At 62.6% G+C, this 17,608-nt stretch carries 19 protein-coding genes; 15 read left to right on the top strand and 4 right to left on the bottom strand.

What is annotated here, in order from left to right; genetic code table 11:
• Positions 1 to 6: 6 nt before the first annotated feature.
• The 4 genes from DK391_RS31385 to araD are packed head-to-tail and all read left to right on the top strand — an operon-like array spanning position 7 to position 4,629.
• Complete coding sequence (locus DK391_RS31385; protein WP_109481897.1) at positions 7 to 1,086, top strand: ABC transporter ATP-binding protein; 1,080 nt, start codon at positions 7 to 9, stop codon at positions 1,084 to 1,086.
• The gene (locus tag DK391_RS31380) at positions 1,083 to 1,964 is read left to right on the top strand and encodes a sugar ABC transporter permease (RefSeq protein WP_109481896.1); all 882 of its coding nucleotides are present in this window, start codon (positions 1,083 to 1,085) and stop codon (positions 1,962 to 1,964) included. Before DK391_RS31385 ends, DK391_RS31380 begins: the two co-directional genes overlap by 4 nt.
• A complete protein-coding gene (locus DK391_RS31375; RefSeq protein ID WP_109481895.1) occupies positions 1,964 to 2,869 on the top strand; it encodes an ABC transporter permease in 906 nt (301 codons plus the stop codon). Before DK391_RS31380 ends, DK391_RS31375 begins: the two co-directional genes overlap by 1 nt.
• 8 nt (positions 2,870 to 2,877) lie before the next feature.
• Positions 2,878 to 4,629: an L-arabinonate dehydratase gene (gene araD / locus DK391_RS31370; protein ID WP_109481894.1), complete on the top strand. Its 1,752-nt coding sequence runs from the start codon at positions 2,878 to 2,880 to the stop codon at positions 4,627 to 4,629.
• Positions 4,630 to 4,702: 73 nt separating this feature from the next.
• Here araD and DK391_RS31365 read toward each other — a convergent pair whose 3' ends face one another.
• Both DK391_RS31365 and DK391_RS31360 read right to left on the bottom strand, forming a co-directional pair.
• Positions 4,703 to 5,308 (bottom strand): short chain dehydrogenase, encoded by a 606-nt coding sequence (locus tag DK391_RS31365; RefSeq protein ID WP_109481893.1) that lies wholly within the window; start codon positions 5,306 to 5,308, stop codon positions 4,703 to 4,705.
• Positions 5,309 to 5,577: 269 nt separating this feature from the next.
• Positions 5,578 to 6,015, bottom strand: a complete 438-nt coding sequence (locus tag DK391_RS31360) for a DUF3005 domain-containing protein (RefSeq protein ID WP_109481892.1) — start codon at positions 6,013 to 6,015, stop codon at positions 5,578 to 5,580.
• Positions 6,016 to 6,302: 287 nt separating this feature from the next.
• On the opposite strand from DK391_RS31360, the gene DK391_RS31355 reads away from it, so the two are divergent.
• The 5 genes from DK391_RS31355 to DK391_RS44515 all read left to right on the top strand — a co-directional run bounded on the left by DK391_RS31355 (position 6,303) and on the right by DK391_RS44515 (position 9,862).
• Positions 6,303 to 6,536 carry a hypothetical protein gene (locus DK391_RS31355; RefSeq protein WP_109481891.1) on the top strand — a complete coding sequence of 78 codons (234 nt, stop codon included), beginning with the start codon at positions 6,303 to 6,305 and terminating at the stop codon, positions 6,534 to 6,536.
• Between the two features lie 172 nt (positions 6,537 to 6,708).
• The gene (gene epsC, locus DK391_RS31350) at positions 6,709 to 7,641 is read left to right on the top strand and encodes a serine O-acetyltransferase EpsC (protein WP_109481890.1); all 933 of its coding nucleotides are present in this window, start codon (positions 6,709 to 6,711) and stop codon (positions 7,639 to 7,641) included.
• Between the two features lie 46 nt (positions 7,642 to 7,687).
• Positions 7,688 to 8,515 (top strand): AraC family transcriptional regulator, encoded by an 828-nt coding sequence (locus tag DK391_RS31345; protein ID WP_109481889.1) that lies wholly within the window; start codon positions 7,688 to 7,690, stop codon positions 8,513 to 8,515.
• 96 nt (positions 8,516 to 8,611) lie between these two features.
• A complete protein-coding gene (locus DK391_RS31340; RefSeq protein ID WP_109481888.1) occupies positions 8,612 to 9,532 on the top strand; it encodes a DMT family transporter in 921 nt (306 codons plus the stop codon).
• A gap of 153 nt (positions 9,533 to 9,685) precedes the next feature.
• Entirely contained in the window at positions 9,686 to 9,862 is a 177-nt protein-coding gene (locus tag DK391_RS44515) for a hypothetical protein (RefSeq protein ID WP_162600955.1), read from the top strand.
• A gap of 87 nt (positions 9,863 to 9,949) precedes the next feature.
• On the opposite strand, the gene folE is transcribed toward DK391_RS44515, so the two are convergent.
• Positions 9,950 to 10,579: a GTP cyclohydrolase I FolE gene (gene folE, locus DK391_RS31335; RefSeq protein WP_109481887.1), complete on the bottom strand. Its 630-nt coding sequence runs from the start codon at positions 10,577 to 10,579 to the stop codon at positions 9,950 to 9,952.
• A gap of 118 nt (positions 10,580 to 10,697) precedes the next feature.
• Positions 10,698 to 11,621, bottom strand: a complete 924-nt coding sequence (locus DK391_RS31330; protein WP_109481886.1) for a LysR family transcriptional regulator — start codon at positions 11,619 to 11,621, stop codon at positions 10,698 to 10,700.
• Between the two features lie 152 nt (positions 11,622 to 11,773).
• Between DK391_RS31330 and DK391_RS31325 the strand changes: the two genes are divergently transcribed.
• The 6 genes from DK391_RS31325 (at position 11,774) to pcaC (ending at position 17,385) form a co-directional block, all read left to right on the top strand.
• The gene (locus tag DK391_RS31325) at positions 11,774 to 12,952 is read left to right on the top strand and encodes a 4-hydroxybenzoate 3-monooxygenase (protein WP_109481885.1); all 1,179 of its coding nucleotides are present in this window, start codon (positions 11,774 to 11,776) and stop codon (positions 12,950 to 12,952) included.
• A 354-nt stretch (positions 12,953 to 13,306) separates the two neighbouring features.
• Positions 13,307 to 14,008: a 3-oxoacid CoA-transferase subunit A gene (locus tag DK391_RS31320; RefSeq protein ID WP_109481924.1), complete on the top strand. Its 702-nt coding sequence runs from the start codon at positions 13,307 to 13,309 to the stop codon at positions 14,006 to 14,008.
• An 11-nt stretch (positions 14,009 to 14,019) separates the two neighbouring features.
• Positions 14,020 to 14,679 carry a 3-oxoacid CoA-transferase subunit B gene (locus DK391_RS31315; protein ID WP_109481884.1) on the top strand — a complete coding sequence of 220 codons (660 nt, stop codon included), beginning with the start codon at positions 14,020 to 14,022 and terminating at the stop codon, positions 14,677 to 14,679.
• Positions 14,680 to 14,824: 145 nt separating this feature from the next.
• A complete protein-coding gene (locus tag DK391_RS31310) occupies positions 14,825 to 16,189 on the top strand; it encodes a 3-carboxy-cis,cis-muconate cycloisomerase (RefSeq protein ID WP_109481883.1) in 1,365 nt (454 codons plus the stop codon).
• A 21-nt stretch (positions 16,190 to 16,210) separates the two neighbouring features.
• Positions 16,211 to 17,002 carry a 3-oxoadipate enol-lactonase gene (gene pcaD / locus DK391_RS31305; RefSeq protein ID WP_109481882.1) on the top strand — a complete coding sequence of 264 codons (792 nt, stop codon included), beginning with the start codon at positions 16,211 to 16,213 and terminating at the stop codon, positions 17,000 to 17,002.
• A complete protein-coding gene (gene pcaC / locus DK391_RS31300; protein ID WP_109481881.1) occupies positions 16,999 to 17,385 on the top strand; it encodes a 4-carboxymuconolactone decarboxylase in 387 nt (128 codons plus the stop codon). Before pcaD ends, pcaC begins: the two co-directional genes overlap by 4 nt.
• Positions 17,386 to 17,608 lie beyond the last annotated feature (223 nt).

Genomic DNA, 17,608 nt, shown 5'->3' with positions numbered 1-17,608 from the left:
GCGATCATGAAGCATCACTTTGAACAGTTGCGCCTCGAGTCGGTCAGCCGCAGTTTCGTGAATGCCGAAGGCCAATCCGTTGCCGCGTTGCAGGGCCTCGATCTGAATATCCGCCGCGGCGAATTCATCGCGCTGCTCGGTCCGTCGGGCTGCGGAAAATCGACGGCGCTCAACTGCATCGCGGGTGTGCAACCGCTGTCGGGCGGCGGCATCTGGCTCGACGAGAAACGCATCGATGTCTTGCCGCCAGAAAAGCGCGGCTTCGGCATGGTGTTCCAGAATTACGCGCTGTTTCCGCACATGTCGGTGCTCGACAACGTCGGCTTTGGCCTGAAGATGCGCGGCATATCGAAGGCGGAAACGGTCAAGCGTGCGCGTGACGCGTTGCAACTCGTGCAACTGGTCGGTCACGAGAAGAAGCTGCCGGGCCAGTTGTCGGGCGGCCAGCAGCAGCGCGTGGCGATCGCGCGCGCCATTGTCATCGAGCCGCCGCTCATTCTGATGGACGAGCCGCTGTCGAATCTCGACACCAAGCTGCGTATCGAAATGCGCGCCGAGATCCGCCGCATTCACAGCCAGCTGGATCGCGCGACCATTTACGTGACGCACGATCAGGACGAAGCGCTGTCGATGGCGGACCGCATCGTCGTGATGAAAGAAGGCGTCGTGCAGCAGGTCGCGGCGCCGAAGGAAGTTTATGGGCGACCGAAGAACCTGCATGTCGCGCGTTTCATGGGCTATCGCAACGTGCTGCCGTTCACGCTGGAAGGCACGCAGGGCGATGGCGTCGCAGTCGAGGCGAACGGCGTGCGCCTGATCGGCACGGCCATGGATGGCTTCAACAGCAAGCGTGTTGCCGTCGCGCTGCGTCCCGAAGATATGGAGCGCGCCGCGCCCGGCTCGGAGAATGCGTTCGACGCACAGGTCACGACGGTCGAATACGGCGGCCGCGATTCGCTGATCCGCGTGAAGAGCGCATTCGGCGAGTTGTGGGCGCGTGTGGCAGGCGAGTTTGCCGAAGGTGAGCGCGTCACGTTGCGCGTGCCGCCGTCGCGCACGCTGGTGTACGACGGAGAGCCGGCATGAGCACGCTGACGCCCGCAGCGGCGTCAGCCGCGCCGCGCGACGGCAAGGCGTGGCTCGTGTCGCCTGCGTTGCTGTTCATCCTCGCGCTGTTCGTCTACCCGTTCGTCTATGGTCTCGCGCTGTCGTTCAGCCCGATGGAAGGCGGCGGCATGTGGGCGAACTACGCGAAGTTTTTCAGCGACACGTCGATGTGGCCCACCATCATCGTCACGCTGAAGCTCGCCGTGCCTGCTACGTTGATCAATGTTGGCGTGTCGGTGCCGGTTGCGTTCGCGCTGCGCCGTCCGTCGCCGTATCAGAAGTTCGTGACCACGTTGCTGGTGATTCCCGTCACGCTCGGCACCGTGCTGATCGCCGATGGCATGCTGACGTACTTCGGTCCGAATGGCTGGTTTCCACAGGCGCTGCAAGGGCTGCATCTCTATACCGACGAAGTGCGCCTCACACATAACTACTGGGGTGTGCTGATCTCGCTGGTGGTGTCGGGCTTTCCGTTTGCGTTCCTGCTGACGCTGTCATACGTGACGGGCATCGATCCGACGCTCGCCAGTGCTGCGGCGACGCTCGGCGCGAATCCGTGGCAGCAGTTCCGTCAGATCTATCTGCCGCTGCTGGTGCCGGGGCTGACGATGGCCGCGTGTCTGTCGTTCGTGCAGGCGTTTTCGGTGTTTCCGTCGGCGGTGCTGCTCGGTGCGCCTGCCGGTCCGACGCGCGTGATGTCGATCGCCGCCGCCGAGGCCGCGTTCGAGAACTACGATTACTCGCTCGCATCGGCGATTGCAATCGTGATGGGCTTCGTGCAACTGGTCATCGTCGCTGCGATGCTGGGCGCGCGCCGCTTCTTCTACACTGGACCGGCGACGGGAGGTAAAGGCTGATGGCAACCGATCGTCAGGTCGCGCATCCGTGGCCCACTGCGCCGCAAGGGCAAACGGTGAAATCGATGAAACCGCACGTCAGTTTGCGCGATCGCGTGTACAAGGCGCTCGTCTGGGGCGCGATGATTTTCTTCCTGCTGAATCTCGTGCTGCTGATCGCCACCGTCGCGGTGAACTCCATCGCGACGCGCTGGTTCGGCACGCTGTTGCCGCAGGGCTTTACGCTGCATTGGTACGCTCAGGCGTGGACCGACTTCCAGCTTGCGGCGGTGCTGTGGGTCACGGTTGAAGTCGTCGGCGCGGTCGTGCTGCTGTCCGTCGTGCTCGGCGTGCCTGCCGCGTATGCGTTGGCGCGCGTGCAGTTTCGCGGCAAGCGTTTCGCGATGCTGGTGTTCCTGCTGCCGCTGATGGTGCCGCCTGTCACCTACGGCATTCCGATGGCGCCCGTGATGTACAAGATCGGCCTGGCGGGAACGCTGTGGGGGGTGAACCTCGCGAACCTCGTGCCCGCGCTGCCGTTCGTCATTCTGGTGATGACGCCGTTCATCGAGCAGATCGATCCGAATCTGGAATCGGCGGCGCGCATCTTCGGCGCGAATACGTTCCGGTATTTCCGCTATATTCTGCTGCCCTTGCTGGTGCCCGGCATGCTCGCGGCGGGTCTGCTCGTGCTGGTGCGCACCATCGGTATGTTCGAGCTGACGTTTTTCACGGCGGGGCCGGCGACGCAAACGCTCGTCGTCGCGTTGTACTACGCTGTGTTTTCAACGGGCGTGCGCGCGCCGCAGTCGATCGACGCCATGGCGATGATCTACATGGCGATCACGCTGATCTGGGTGTTGATAGCGTTGCAGTTCGTCAGCCCGACGCAGATCGTGTCGCGGGTGAAGGAGCAGCGCCGGTAGGAGTTGAAGTGTCGAACGATCAGACGAAGAAACGGAAGTCCCCCGAAGAACTGCGCAGTCACCGCTGGTACGGCGTGAACGATCTACGCTCGTTCGGCCATCGCTCGCGTACGGCTCAGATGGGTTATAGCCGTGAGGAGTACGCGGGCAAGCCTGTCATCGCGATCCTCAACACCTGGAGCGAGATGAACCCTTGCCACACGCACTTCAAGCAGCGTGTGGAAGAAGTGAAGCGCGGCATCTGGCAGGCGGGCGGATTTCCGATCGAGTTGCCGGTGCAGACCTTGTCGGAGCCGTTCCAGAAGCCGACCACGATGCTCTACCGCAACTTCCTCGCGATGGAAGCGGAAGAGACGCTGCGTTCGTATCCCGCCGATGGCGTCGTGCTGATGGGCGGCTGCGACAAGACCACGCCCGCGCTGCTGATGGGCGCGATCTCGATGGATCTGCCGACTATCTTTCTGCCCGCCGGCCCGATGCTGCGCGGCAACTGGAACGGCGCAACACTCGGCTCGGGTTCGGACACGTGGAAATACTGGGCCGACCTGCGCGCAGGCAAGATCACGGAAGAAGACTGGCAAGGTGTGGAAGGCGGCATTGCGCGTTCGCCGGGCCACTGCATGACGATGGGCACGGCATCGACGATGACGAGCGCCGCCGAAGCACTCGGTTTCACGCTGCCGGGCTTCGCCTCGATTCCCGCGCCTGATTCGCGCCATGCGCAGATGTCCGCGAAAACGGGCATGCGTATCGTCGAGATGGTGTGGGAAGACCTCAAGCCATCGGACATCCTCACCGAAAAATCCATCGATAACGCGGTCACTACCTGCCTCGCGCTGTCAGGTTCGACGAATGCCATCGTGCATATGATCGCGCTCGCGCGCCGTGCGGGCATCCAGCTGACGCTCGACCGTTACGACAGCATGTCGCGCCGCACGCCGGTGCTGGCCAACATCCGGCCGACGGGCGCGTACCTGATGGAAGATTTCTACTATGCGGGCGGCCTGCAGGCGATGCTCGCGGAACTGGGCGATCTGATCGACCGCTCGCAGAAGACCGTGAACGGCAGGACGATCGGCGAGAACCTCGAAGGCGCGCAGATTTTCAACGACGACGTGATCCGCCGCCGCAGCAATCCGCTGATGCCGGACAACGGTCTCGCCGTCCTGCGCGGCAATATCGCGCCCGATGGCGCCGTCATCAAGCCGGGCGCGGCCGAGCCGCATCTGCTGGTGCACACGGGCCGCGCCGTGGTGTTCAGGGACTACAACGACATGGCCGCGCGCATCGACGACGATGCGCTCGATATCGACAAAACCTGCGTGATCGTTTTGCAGCATGCAGGGCCGGTCGGCGCGCCGGGCATGCCCGAGTGGGGCCAGTTGTCGATTCCGCAGAAGCTGCTGAAGCAGGGCGTGCGCGACATGCTGCGCATTTCCGATGCGCGCATGAGCGGCACGAGCTACGGCGCGTGCGTGCTGCACGTGGCGCCGGAATCGTTTATCGGCGGGCCGTTTGCGCTGGTGCGCGACGGCGACATGATCGAACTCGATGTGCCGCAGCGCAAGCTGAACGTGCTGGTATCGGATGAAGAACTGGCGCGCCGCAAAGCCGCATGGGTCGCGCCGGCGCCGCGTTTCACGCGCGGCTACGGCGCGATGCATCAGGTGCATGTGCTGCAGGCCGACAAGGGTTGTGACTTCGACTTCCTGCAACGCGATGGCGCGAACGCAGGCAAAGGCGAGCCGGAGATCCATTGAGTCGCAACCGTCTGCCCAATAAAAAACGGGCGCACGTCAATGTGCGCCCGCCAGCAGACATCAATCGAACGTTCTAGTAGCCGACGCGATACACACGTCCCGTCTGCGCACCTTCAACGCTGCGCAGATACGCTTGCGCGGCTTTCTTCGCGTCGACAGGTTCGAAGCCTCTGAAGAACGGTGCGTAGCTTTCCATTGACTCAGTCAACACAGTCGGGCTGACAAGGTTGATGCGGATATGGCGGGGCAACTCGATCGCCGCGCCGCGCACGAAGCCTTCGAGCGCCAGATTCACGGTCGTCGCGCTGACACCCAGCTTGATCGGTTCGTCGGCAAGAATGCCGCTCGTCAGCGTGAATGAGCCACCGTCGTTCAGATACGGTTGAGCCGCGAGCACGACGTTGATCTGTCCCATCAGCTTGTCGCGCAGACCGATCCAGAACTGCTCGATGCTCATCTCGGGCAGCGGGCCGAAGTGAACCTTGCCCGTCGTCGTGACGATGCCATCCACTTTGCCGATGGCCTCAAACAGCCGTTCGATGCTAGCGGGGTCCTTGCTGTCGACCTGATACTTGCCGCGCGTCGCGCCGACTTCGATCACTTCATGCCGCGCTTTCAGTTCGGCGGCCACGGCCTGGCCGAGCGTGCCTGTTGCGCCAATCACGACGATTCTGCTCATCTGCTGCTCCGTGAATGAGGGAAATGGGCTGATTGTGCTGATAGCAGCAAGCACGAAAAAGAGCTGCGTGCGATCAGGTCATGAAACCAGCAGTTTCGAATCGCGCGCATGTTGGCCTGACCGATGTCTGAGCGGTTCGTCTGATCCGAAAGCGAAGTTCGCCCGAACGGAACGTGGAACGTCATGCAACAGAATGGCGCGGCGAGCCACACAATGACACGCCACGCCTGCCAGCGACAAAGATCAAACCGCGCAAACACACGCTCGATTCACCCGACGCGTTCGAGTTCGATCACCCGCATCGGCCGCCGGTGATTGATCGCGTAGTGCACGCGCCCGCCCGTATGAAAGTGTGCTTCATGAAAGCGGTCGTCGAAATGTTCGGTGGGATCGGGCATGGTCATGCCCTTGTCGACCACGCGATAACCCGGCTCCAAAGCAAGCAGAAGATGGTTTCCGCCGATGCGGCTGTCGAATCCCGCCACCATGGCGTGAGGGTTATCGGGCACGCTGTTCACCAGCGTTGCATTGCTCGTCGTGATCTCATCGGGGCCGATCGGCGCGTGGCCCGCGATGCGCGCGGCTTCAAGGTTCTTGCTGTCGGTGTCCACGGTGCTGTCGTGCGTGCGGTCGTTGTGCATCTCGGCGCTGCGTGCGACCTGCGTGCCCGATTGTGTCGCTGGGACTTTGCGAGTATTGAGGCTCATGTTGATGCCCTCCTTGGCTCGTGCCTTTAAAGCATAGGATAGGAGCAAAAGTCGTTCCGCGTGAGCGCGCAATCACCTCGCGGTCCACGCGTGACGGCACTTAGGGCAGGCAGCGAATTTTTACTTATTTTTTTCGTAGACGCCCTTTTCCTACAGAGTATGATTCTGGTTCGAGTGCAGCAACGACCACACAACAGCATGACCGCAAGTGTCGCGCGGACTGTTTCGCTAAATGGCAAAGCACTCGCACAAGGACCATCTATGGGGCAGTCAGGGGCGGGTGACTCATGCACGTTGATGCTGCATTCACACATCGTGGCTACTTGCTTAACTGCGCGCCGGCGCGCGCGGGCGATGGAACTTGGCAACCTTATGTCGTGGTGTCGCGCTCCAGCGATGGCGAACTCGTCGCCAACCGCTTCTTCCCTACCGCCCTCCGCTTCACCGCCGAAGCCGCCGCTATCGCGCATGCGCGCGACTGGGCCGTGCGCTGGATCGATGCGAGCAGTATGACCGTGTAACGCTTCCCTGGCGGTCTGTTTGCACGCATGCAATGGTCTGCACTGCATGAGCCGTTCCTTATGCGACTGGCTATGCAGTTCGCAAGTGCGTCAGGCGGCGCGCGCCGAAACGCGGTAATCTCTGGGGACAATTCACTTTCGCCGCGCTTCACGCGCGGCTGCCGTTCTCGCCATGTCAAACGTTTCTTCCCACAACTGGGGCCTCGAACAGATCGTCGCGGAATTGCGTGCGTCGCGTGAAGAACTGCATCGCACGCGCCATCCACGCGGCATCCGTGAACTGCCTTCGCGCGATGGCGTGATCAACATCGTCGCGGGTTTGCGCGCCGCACTGTTCCCGACGCATTACGGCGCGCCCGATCTGACCGACGAAAGCGTCGACTATTACGTGGGCCACACGCTCGAAAGCACGTTGCGTCTGCTGGCCGAGCAGATTCGCCGTGCGTTGCGCTTTTTGCCTGAGCACGCGGAGACGTCGGAGGCGGATCTGAGCGCGCTTGCGTTCGATGTCGCGCGTCAGTTCGGCAAGCAGTTGCCCGGCATCCGCGCGATGCTGGTCAGCGATATTCAGGCCGCGTACGTCGGCGATCCTGCCGCGCAGCACATCACGGAGATTCTGCTGTGCTATCCGGGCGTGTGGGCGATGACGCATCATCGCCTCGCGCACGCGCTCTACCGGCTCGGCGTGCCGCTGCTCGCGCGTTTCATCAACGAGATCGCGCATTCGGCGACGGGTATCGATATTCACCCCGGCGCGCAGATCGGCCCGAGTTTCTTCATCGATCACGGCACGGGCGTCGTGATCGGCGAGACGGCGATCATCGGCGAGCGTGTACGCGTGTATCAGGCCGTGACGCTCGGCGCAAAAAGCTTTGCTGCGGAAGAAGACGGCACGCTGGTCAAGGGCAATGCGCGTCACCCGATCGTCGAAGACGATGTCGTGATCTACGCGGGCGCGACCATTCTGGGCCGCGTGACGATCGGGCGCGGTTCGGTGATCGGCGGCAATGTGTGGCTCACGCATAGCGTGCCGCCCGGCAGCAGCGTGTCGCAGGGCAAGATCCGCGAAGGCGAACGCGGCCGCAGCGACGAAGGGCGGCGTTGATGAATGCGCCGTCGCTGCTCTGCGTGAAAACCGGGCGCGCGCGGCGATGAAACCGCGCGGACGCGTGCAGATGCTGCGTTGTGCGATCGACGGTATCGAGGCGACCGTCGCGCATACGACGCATGCGTTCGCGCGTCATTCGCACGAGCGTTTCGGCATCGGCGTGGTGGTGGCGGGCGGGCAGCGTTCGGCGAGCGGGCGTGGCCCCGTCGAAGCGCGGGCCAGCGATGTCATCACGGTCAATCCAGGCGAAGTCCACGACGGCAGTCCGCTCGATGAGCGTGGACGCGCGTGGCGCATGCTGTATTTCGAGCCGTCGCTGGTGTTGAGCACGCTTACGGAATGCGGTCATGCTGGCTCGCAGAACGTCGAGTTGACGCGCCCCGTGCTAAATGATCCGGGCCTGTCGACGCATTTCACGCGTCTCTTTTCAGTCGCGGTGAACGAAGCAGGCGACGTTTCACCCGCCGACAATCTGGCGTGCGAAGAGGCGTTGCTGGCCATGTTTGCGTATGTTGGACGGCACTGCATGACGGTGTCGCCGTGCAGGCGGGAGCGCATCGGTCCTGTCGCACGCGCCAGAAGCCGTATCGACGACGATCCTTCGGCCGCCACGACGCTTGCCGAACTGGCCGCTGAAGCGGGCATGAGCCGCTTTCAGTTGCTGCGCAGTTTCGCGCATGAAGTGGGCTTGCCGCCGCACGCTTACCGGATGCAACGCCGCGTTCTGCTCGCACGGCAGTTGATCGCCAGTGGCGGGGCGCTCGCGGACGCAGCCGTTTCGGCGGGTTTCGCCGATCAAAGCCACATGACGCGAGCCTTCGTGCGCCTGCTGGGCGTGACGCCAGCGGGCTACGCAGCCGCCGTGCGCTGATCCATTTCTTTCAAGGCGCGTTCGCGCTGCAATAACGTTCAAGACCACGCGTCGACCCGGCTCGTACGCTTTCCGTATCGTACGACGGGAGGCGGCATGAACACGCGTTACTCGGGCTATTTCTATTGCACGCTGGCGATGATCGGCGTAGGCACCACGGTCATCGTCAGCAAGACGATAGCGGCTGGCTTGCCGCCGTTCACGGCGACTGCGCTGCGTTTCGCGATCGCGTTTCCGGTCTTCGTCGCGATGATGCGGGTGCAGAAAACCGGCTGGCCGAAGCTCGACAAACGCGATGCGTTGCTCGTGATTGCGCAGGCGGGCGCGGGCAGCGTCGGCTACACGGTATGTCTGATCAGCGGGATGCGCCTCGCGTCCGCGGCCGATGCGGGCGTGATCGCGGGGACATTGCCGGCCGTGTCGGCGGGTTTCGCGGCGCTCGCGCTCGGTGAGCGTCCCTCGCTGGCATTGCTCGGCGCAATTGCGCTTGCGACGGTCGGCGTGCTGGCCTGCACCGTGCGGATCGACGATATGGCCGCCTCTCGCGATGCTCATTCACTCGTCGGCAACATGCTGATAGGTGCAGCGATCGTCTGCGAGGCGCTCTTCATCTTGCTCAACCGGAAGCTGCGCACGCCCGTCGCCGCGTTGCCGCTGTCGGCGCTGATGAGCGGAATCGGCTTGCTCGTCGCGATCGTGCCGGCCGCTTTCGAGCAGCCGTGGCGCATTCCGTTCGACGCGAGCCTCGTGGCGGCGCTCACGGGCGTCGTCTATTACGCACTCGTGCCGACCGTGCTTGGCTTTGTGCTGTGGTACGCGGGTGCTTCGCGGATCAGCGGCGCGGAGGCGGGGCTGGTAACGGCGCTGGTGCCCGTATCGACGCTCGCGTTCGCGGCCGGGCTGCTGCATGAATCGATCAGCCACGCGCAACTGGCTGGCGTCGCGTGCGTGCTGGCCGCCGTATTGCTTGCCACGCTCGGCCAGCTTCGATCGGCGAGAGTCAGTGCGAAAGCATGAGGGACGCTATTTGGCGCGTAGGAAATCGCCTGATTTGCCTTAAATCAATAAGAATAACTAATCTTGTTTTGAGATGATCTCTGCGGCATCGTAACGAGTTCTCAGCCATGTTCGCGATGGCGATGGCGACTCGAATAACGAAGCGGAGCAAAGATGAACAAGTATGTCGTTCAATACACGCACCAACGCGCGATGTCCACGCGTCCGGTTCTCGCCACGATACGCGTCGCGGCAGTCTCGGGCGATGCCGCGATCCAGGACGCCTGGCCAATTCTTAGAGTGCGCTATCCGGGCGAGCACATCACCGTGACGGGTGTAATGAGGCTTTGAGCGATGCGCATGGCGCCGACACGACGGCGCGCGCCGGAAGCGGGCCTTCGCGCTGAATGGCGCGTTGAAAGGCCCGCTATCGATTGATCAGGTATTCGCGACGCTGACAGACGTCGGGCTATGGACGATCGACAAAAACTCGCGGCGTGTGGACGGATCCGAGCGGAACGTGCCGAGCATGCGCGACGTCACCATCTCGACGCCTGCCTTGTGCACGCCGCGCGTCGACATGCATTGATGCGACGCTTCCAGAATCACGCCGACGCCTTTGGGCTGCAATACTTCGTTGAGCGTATCGGCGATCTGCACGGTCATCTTTTCCTGAATCTGCAGACGCTTGGCAAAGGCATCGACCAGCCGTGCAAGCTTCGAAATGCCCACCACGCGATGCTCCGGCAGATACGCCACATGCGCACGCCCGATGATCGGCACCATATGATGCTCGCAGTAGCTTTCGAAGCGGATGTCCTTCAGCACGATCATTTCGTCGTAGCCGTCCACTTCGGAGAACGTGCGGGCCAGGATCTCGCGCGGCTCGACGGTGTAGCCCGCGAAAAATTCTTCGTACGCTCGGACCACGCGCGCGGGCGTGTCGATCAGCCCTTCGCGCTGAGGGTTATCGCCGGCCCAGCGCAGGAGGGTGCGCACGGCTTCTTCGGCTTCTTCGCGGGACGGCCGGCCGGGTGCGTCGGCGGGCGTTGTTTTCTTGGTAGTCATCCTTCGCTCCAGTTACAGTGATACGCGCATCGCACGTTGCGTCATGGTTCCATCGCATTGTTCCATGTTTCGCGGCCCTACGCCCAACAGGGATATGCGCAGCAAGCGCAGACGGGCATTACCTGGGCCACTCGTCCTTCGCATCATTGAACAATTCTGCAACAACGCTGCGCAGCCAGCTTGCGCGCGGATCGTTATGGAACTTGCGATGCCAGTGCTGGCGCAAGTCGAAGCGCGGCAGTGGCAAAGGCGGTTCGACCAGAGTGATCGACGCATGTTCCGACACGTACGCAAAGCCGATCGCATGCGGCACCGTCGCGATCAGATCGGTGCGGGCGAGAATGAACGGCAGGCTCATGAAATGCGGCGTCTCCAGCACGGCACGGCGGCGAATCCGCTTCTTCTCCAGAAACTGTTCGAGCACTTCCTGGCTGCGGCCTTCGGCGCGCACGACGGCATGCCCGAGGCCAATGAACTGGTCGAGCGTCATCGGCGTGCCGGCGAGAGGATGATCGCTGCGCATCAAACAGATGAAGCGGTGCGTGAACAGACGCTGCTGAAAGAAGTTGTTGCCGGAAAGATCGGGAAAATAGCCGACGGCGAGATCGATATCGCCTGATTCCAGACCGCGTTCGACATGCGCAGGCGGCAACGAGACCGAGCGCAGGTTCGCATGCGGCGCTCGCTTCGCGAATAGCTGCAACAGGCGCGGCAGAAACACGATCTCGCCGACATCGGATAACGCCAGCGAAAAGGTATGCGTCGAAGTCGCGGGATCGAAGTCCTGCGATTCGAGCATGCCTTTCTCGATGCGTGCGAGCGCCTCACGGGCAGCGGGAATCAATGCGAGCGCGCGCGGCGTCGGTTCCATGCCGCGCGAGGTGCGCACGAACAGCGGATCGTCGAAATACTCGCGCAGTTTGCCGAGTGCGGTGCTCACGCGCGGCTGGCTCACACCGAGACGTTCGGCGGCGCGGCTCACGTTGCGCATGTCTTCGAGCGCGACGAGGTAGGGAATCAGGTTGAGATCGAGTTCGGCCATGCTGGGTGTTTGGCGCGCGGGCAACGGGTGCAAAGGTGCCTACGCTGTATCGAAATTTCGTATACAACCTATCCTAAAAATCGCGTTGTCGCATATTCGGGAAAGCGCCGAGAATGGCCTGACAAGCCGAACAGGCACTTCGGAGACAAACGATGCGCACTCAGGTAGCCATTGTTGGCGCGGGTCCGGCCGGTCTGCTGCTGTCGCATCTGCTGCGGCTGGCGGGTGTCGAATCGGTGGTGCTGGAGAGCCGGTCGCGCGAATACTGCGAGCAGCGAGTTCGCGCCGGCGTACTGGAACAAGGCACCGTCGATACGCTCATCGAGGCTGGTCTGGGCGAGCGAATGCAGCGTGAAGGTCTGGTACATCACGGCATCGAGTTGCTGTTTGAGCACAAGCGGCATCGCATCGATCTGAGCGCGTTGACAGGTGGGCGCGCGATCACGGTGTATGGCCAGCATGAAGTGGTGTGCGACATGATCGCGTCAGCGGTTGGGCACCAGCAGCCGCTCTATTTCAATGTCTCCGAAGTCTCGCTTCACGATCTGGGCACCGAACACCCCTCGGTTCGATTCACGCACGATGGCGCAGTGCAGCGTATCGATTGCGACTATGTGGCGGGCTGCGACGGCTTTCACGGCATCGCGCGCGATTCCATCCCTGCTGATGCGCTGCAAACCTTCGAACGCGTCTATCCGTATGCATGGCTCGGCATACTGGCCGACGCCGCCCCGACCTGCGAGGAACTGGTCTACGCGCATCACGAGCGCGGCTTTGCGCTGTTCAGCATGCGGTCGCCGGAAGTGACGCGTCTCTATCTGCAATGCCGTCCCGACGAAAATCTTGCGTTGTGGTCCGATGAACGCATCTGGGCCGAGCTTCACGCGCGCTTCGAAAACGACGACGGCTGGCTGCCTGCCATCGGCGAGATCACGCAAAAGGGCGTGACGCCGATGCGCAGCTTCGTATGCGAGCCGATGCAGTACGGTCGCCTTTTTCTTGCCGGCGACGCCGCGCACATCGTGCCGCCGACGGGCGCAAAAGGCATGAACCTGGCCGTCGCCGACGTGCGTGTGCTGTCGAAGGCGCTCGCCGCGCGCTATCGGGAAGGGCGCGACGACCTGCTCGCGGCTTACTCGGCGACCTGTCTCGAGCGCATATGGCGCGCCGAGCATTTCTCATACTTCATGACGAACATGCTGCATCCTTCATTCGACGACACGCCGTTCGTCAATCGCCTGAAGCTTTCCGAATTGCGCTACGTCGCGCGCTCCGATGCAGCGGCGCGGATGCTGGCAGAGAATTATGTCGGGCTGCCGTTTCACGACTGACTGTTCGACTAACCGGTCGCCGGGCGCGGCAGCACGTGAACAGCGCCCGGCAGCTTACGAATAACGCCAGGGCAAACCACGAATCCCTTGCCTTGACAAGTGATGCGTACGCAAACCATAATGCGCCGGTACGTTCGCTAAACGAAACAGTGTTCGCGTAAAGAACTTTTAACGGTTCTGAGGTGATGCGATTCGAAACGTGAACCAAACACATGCGGCCTGCAGCAGGTCTGCATGCCGTCGTCAGCAGGCTTTGAAGGACGAAAGCGGACGTGGAGACCGTCCGGCGCGCATCCGTCGATGAAACGGCGGGTCGTGCGGCGCGGAAACGACGCGTTCCAGAGGATATTCGACATGATCAACAAGATTTTCGAGTCACTCCAGTCGGCAGTCGCCGACGTGCAGGACGGCGCGACCGTCATGATTGGCGGTTTCGGCACGGCGGGCATGCCGTCCGAACTGATCGATGCACTCATCGAACAGGGCGCCAAAGAACTCACCATCGTCAACAACAACGCCGGTAACGGCGACACGGGCCTCGCCGCGCTGCTCAACGCGAAGCGCGTGCGCAAGATCATCTGCTCGTTCCCGCGTCAGACCGATTCGTACGTGTTCGACGCGCTCTATCGCGCCGGCGAAATCGAACTGGAACTCGTGCCGCAGGGCAATCTGGCCGAGCGTATCCGTGCGGCGGGCGCGGGCATCGGCGGCTTCTTCACGCCGACGGGTTACGGCACGAAGCTGGCCGAAGGCAAGGAAACGCGTGAGATCGACGGCAAGCACTACGTGCTGGAAGCGCCGCTGCACGCCGACTTCGCGCTGATCAAGGCGTACAAGGGCGACCGCTGGGGCAATCTGGTGTATCGCAAGACAGCGCGCAACTTCGGCCCGATCATGGCGAGCGCGGCGAAGACGGCCATCGTGCAGGTGTCGGAAGTCGTGCCGCTCGGCGCGCTCGACCCCGAAGTGATCGTGACGCCGGGCATCTTCGTGCAGCGCATCGTCGAAGTGCCGCAGGCCGCGCATCAAGCGCAACGCCCCGAACAAGCCGCCTGAGGAGACCTGACATGAAAAAACTGACCCGCGATGAAATGGCAAAGCGCGTCGCGCAGGACATTCCTGAAGGCGCTTACGTGAACCTCGGCATCGGCGTGCCGACGCTGGTGGCGAATCACCTCGACGCCAACAAGGAAATCTTCCTGCACAGCGAAAACGGCCTGCTCGGCATGGGCCCGGCGCCCGCCAAAGGCGAGGAAGACGACGAACTGATCAACGCCGGCAAGCAGCACGTCACGCTGCTGACGGGCGGCGCGTTCTTCCACCATTCCGATTCGTTCGCGATGATGCGCGGCGGCCATCTCGACTACTGCGTGCTGGGCGCGTTCCAGGTGTCGTCGAAGGGCGATCTGGCGAACTGGCACACGGGCGCGCCGGATGCGATTCCGGCCGTTGGCGGCGCGATGGATCTGGCCATCGGCGCAAAGCAGGTGTTCGTGATGATGGAACATCTGACGAAGCAGGGCGAAAGCAAGATCGTCGCCGATTGCTCGTACCCGGTGACGGGCGTCGGCTGCGTGGACCGCATCTACACGGACCTCGCGATGATCGACGTGACGAAGGACGGCCTCGTCGTGCGCGAAATCTTCTCGGATATCGACTTCGCCGAACTGGAAAAGCTGACGGGCGTCGCGCTGATCGACGGCACGCAGCAGGCTCGCGCGGCTTAAGGGTTGCAGAGCCACGGCATCTGACAGCCGACACGCGCGCAACGGCGCGCGTGACCTCGGCGCGGCGTTCGGCGACAATGAAGCCGAACGCCGCGCGCTTCCAGGCGCGACCCAACGCGCATTCATCCCAACGCACACATCCATCATGCTAGAAGCTAGCGCACGCTTGACTGGCCTGATCTGCGGCACGCAGCCGATGAACGACATCTGGTCGCCGCGCGCGACGCTGCAACGGATGCTCGATGTCGAAGCGGCGCTGGCGCGCGCATCGGCCATCCACGGCGTGATTCCGCAATCGGCCGTGGCCGCGATCGAAGCGACATGCCGCGCGGAAAAACTCGACGCCGACGCGCTCGCACGCGATGCCGCGCTCGGCGGCAATCTCGCCATTCCCCTTGTCAAGCAACTGACCGCGCGCGTCAAGGACGCCGACGCAGAAGCGTCGAAATTCGTCCATTGGGGCGCGACGAGCCAGGACATCATCGATACGGCGACCGTGCTGCAACTGCGCGAAACGTTCGATCTGCTCGACGGCACGCTGACGTCCACCTGCGATGCAGTCGCTTCACTCGCGAAGCAGCATCGCGCGACGCCGATGATCGGCCGCACGTGGCTGCAACAGGCGCTGCCTATCACACTCGGTTTGAAGTTCGCGCAATGGCTCGATGCGCTGCTGCGTCATCGCGAGCGGCTCGACGCGTTGCGTGAGCGTGTGCTGGTGCTGCAATTCGGTGGCGCGGCGGGCACGCTCGCGAGTTTGCGCGACAAAGGCGAAGTCGTTGCCGCCGCTTTGGCAGACGAACTGAAACTGCAATTGCCCGCCGTGCCGTGGCATACGCAGCGTGACCGCATCGCGGAAACGGCGTCGTTCTTCGGCATGCTGATCGGCACGCTCGGCAAGATCGCGCGCGACATCTCGCTGCAGATGCAGACCGAACTCGGCGAACTCGGCGAGCCGGTTGCCGCGGGCAAAGGCGGTTCATCGACGATGCCGCACAAGCGCAACCCGGTCGGCTGTGCTGCTGTGCTGACGGCAGCCGCACGTGCGCCCGGTCTTGTCGCGACCGTTTTCGCAGGCATGGTGCAGGAGCATGAGCGTGCGCTTGGCGGCTGGCAGGCCGAATGGGACGCGCTGCCGGATCTCGCGCGTCTGGCGGGCGGCGCGCTGGCGAATATCGAACAGATAGCACAGGGATTAGAAGTGAACGTCGCGCGTCTCGCGGCGAATCTCGAGGTCACGCATGGCCTGATTCTCGGCGAAGCGGTGATGCTCGCGCTCGGCGACAAGATCGGCCGGATGGACGCGCATCATCTTGTCGAGCATGCATCGAAGGAAGCGGTCAGAAGCGGCAAGACGCTATTCGACGTGCTTGCCGCCGATGCCGCCGTCACTCAACACCTGCCCGTCGAGCAGCTTCGGAAGCTGCTCGATCCGGCGCATTACGTCGGCAGCGCGCACGCTTTCGTGGACGCCGTGCTGGCTCTTCATACCGCGCGCAAGAACGCGTGAACCAACATCAGGAGTAATGGAATGCCTTACGCCGCAGTCAATGGCATCGAGCTTCACTACCGCATCGACGGCGACCGTCACGGCAATGCGCCGTGGCTGGTGCTGTCGAATTCGCTCGGTACGGACCTGTCGATGTGGACGGCGCAAGTCGCCGAGTTCGCGAAGCACTTCCGTGTGCTGCGCTACGACACGCGTGGCCACGGCCATTCGGAAGCGCCGAAGGGACCGTATTCGATCGAGCAACTGACAGGCGACGTGATCGGCCTGCTCGACTCGCTGAAGATCGCGCGCGCGAATTTCTGCGGCATTTCGATGGGCGGTTTGACGGGCGTGGGCCTGGCCGCGCGTTACGCGGATCGTATCGATCATGTCGTGCTGTGCAATACGGCGGCGCGCATCGGTTCGCCGGAAGTGTGGGTGCCGCGCGCGGCGCGGGCGCGCACGGAAGGCATGCTGGCGCTGTCGGAAGCGGTGTTGCCGCGCTGGTTCACGGCTGACTTCATCGCGCGCGAACCGCTCGTGTTCAACTATGTCCGCGATGTGTTCGTGCACACCGACAAGGAAGGCTACGCGTTGAATTGCGAAGCGATCAACGCAACGGATTTGCGGCCTGAGGCGCCTGGCATCAAGGCGCCGGCGCTGGTAATTTCGGGCACGCACGATCTGGCTGCGACGCCTGCGCAGGGTCGCGAGCTGGCTGCGGCGATTCCGGGCGCGCGATATGTCGAACTGGATGCGTCGCATATCTCGAACATCGAGGTGGCGGATACGTTCACGAAGACGGTGGTCGATTTCCTGAAGGGGCAGCGATGAACGACGATCAACGATACGAAGCGGGTATGGGCGTGCGTCGTGCGGTGCTAGGCGATGCGCATGTGGACAGGTCGCTTGCTAACCGCACGGAAGTGACTGAGGAGTTTCAGAACTTCATTACGCGGTATGCGTGGGGCGAGATCTGGACTCGCGAAGGGTTGCCGCGGCATACGCGTAGTTTGCTGACTATTGCGATGATGGTTGCGCTTAATCGTAGTGAAGAGCTTGCCTTGCATCTGCGCGCTGCGCGGAATAATGGGGTGACTCGCGAGCAGGTTAAAGAGGTGTTGCTGCAGACTGCTATTTATTGTGGTGTGCCTGCGGCTAACTCGGCTTTTCATCTGGCTGATAAGGTTTTTAAGGAGCAGGACGAGCAGGGGTAAGTGGTTTTTTTCTGGCGGAGCCGGTGGGTTTGTTTTTTACGCTGGCGTTTGGTGTTTGCTTTTGGCTGGCATCCGCGATTTCTTGCTGGTTCCTCATGCGTCGCCCCTGTGCGGGGCAGCACCTACTTTTCTTTGCCGCGGCAAACAAAAGTAGGCAAAAGAAAGCCGCTGAACACCGCCAGCCCTTGTACTTGCCTGCGGGCCCCCAGCCGGTCCTATCCTT

The sequence above is a fragment of the Paraburkholderia sp. C35 genome (assembly GCF_003121405.1).
Taxonomy (GTDB): domain Bacteria; phylum Pseudomonadota; class Gammaproteobacteria; order Burkholderiales; family Burkholderiaceae; genus Paraburkholderia.
This window is presented reverse-complemented; position numbering and strand designations above follow the sequence as displayed.